General features: G+C 40.4%; 2 protein-coding genes. Both read right to left on the reverse strand.

Going from position 1 to position 1,406, the window contains the following annotated elements; translation table 11 throughout:
• Positions 1-111: 111 nt before the first annotated feature.
• Positions 112-888 (reverse strand): hypothetical protein, encoded by a 777-nt coding sequence (locus tag MTR11_RS24015; RefSeq protein ID WP_243328526.1) that lies wholly within the window; start codon positions 886-888, stop codon positions 112-114.
• A gap of 146 nt (positions 889-1,034) precedes the next feature.
• Positions 1,035-1,400 carry a zinc ribbon domain-containing protein gene (locus MTR11_RS24025; RefSeq protein WP_306301152.1) on the reverse strand — a complete coding sequence of 122 codons (366 nt, stop codon included), beginning with the start codon at positions 1,398-1,400 and terminating at the stop codon, positions 1,035-1,037.
• Positions 1,401-1,406: the final 6 nt, after the last annotated feature.

Here is a 1,406-nt window from a genome sequence, read left to right on the forward strand (position 1 = left end):
CCTGTTAAGGTGTGAGCAACGCAATACCGAAGCTCCCGCATACCACCTTAAACACTAAAGCCAACGCATAGCAAAAATGCCACGCGTTGTGAATCACTCTTAAACAGTTTGTTATGTGCGTTTTCTTAGGTATACCGCCATCCCTTCATAAGGACTAAATTGAGGTATTTCATCGTATCTACTTTCAGAGACAGTCTCTAGAAGAGCACTTTGACCCTCTCCTAAAATGAAACGAGCAACGACAAAAACTGAGCGTTCATCTAGTTCTATATTTCCCCATATAGGAGCTACGCCAGTACCATCGTGGCTGTAACAAACATGGTTTTTGGAGTTTGCTTCTTTCTCAGCTTCTTCGAATGTTTTATTTTCCCAATTTTCAACACCAAAGAAAAAAGAAGCAGGCAATGAGCCTGCCCTATTACCTTCTTTTACACACAGACTCTTGTATAAATGTAACCTCACTCGATTCATTTGAGCATTAAGGGCAATCTCCAACTCTGGAAGCTTAAAGCCAGATGCGACGGATTGCACCTCTTTAGCCATTTCCTGACTATCAAGTATAGCTCTCGCAGCTTGTATCCACTCAACACGATTATTTTTAGGTTTACCTTCATCATCTATTAAACAACCGATCACATCGTTTAAATAACATTCAATTTGCTTAATTTGGGCAGAACTTGAATTGTACTTTGAGTCAATTTCTCGATTTCTGGCTACCTGTATGATCGTCAATATCGCAGCTAAAGCTCCTCCCGCTGAAATAAACCCACCTAAAGAGTTCAAAACTACCACTAAATCTTTTGAGTTTGATTCTACAGCAACGAATAGCACTGAGAATAAATAGAAGCCAACAAAGATTAAGCAAGCTTCTTTCGTATACTTTTTCAAACTTACCTCTCAAGCACATAACGCCCTGTTAAGGTGTGAGCAACGCAATACTGAGATTCCCGCATACCACCTTAAACACTAAACGCAACGCATAGTAAAAATGCCACGCGTTGCGAATCACTCTTAAACAGTTTGTTATGCCTATGCTAACCACCCAGAAAATCTAGTATTTTTTGTCCAGTACCTAGACCTCGTTTGTAAAACTCAGTGTGACCGCAGCTACTGCATGATAAGAAATAAAAACGGTGTTTGTTGTAATTGAAAAATGTACTCCAAAATCCACCACTGGCTCTTAACTCACCAACCTCATATGACTCTGAACCACATTTATCACAGCAGTATTCAAACTTCGATTTCACTTTGTCATTCCCTAACAGGTGGTTTGCCATCTGCTTGTTTGCAAGCTCTTTGCCTAAAGACCCGCACTTTTCACACTTCAATGATGAGTGTTCATTGCTATGCCCGCACCCAAAGCACTCCCATTTACTATCCATATTTCCTCTTATAGGCATAACGCC

Source organism: Vibrio sp. CCB-PB317 (assembly GCF_022808245.1).
Taxonomy (GTDB): domain Bacteria; phylum Pseudomonadota; class Gammaproteobacteria; order Enterobacterales; family Vibrionaceae; genus Vibrio; species Vibrio diabolicus.

Bases quoted from the DNA above. Each gene is read 5' to 3' on its own strand.
- MTR11_RS24025 (WP_306301152.1), bottom strand. From the start codon at position 1,400: ATGCCTATAAGAGGAAATATGGATAGTAAATGGGAGTGCTTTGGGTGC.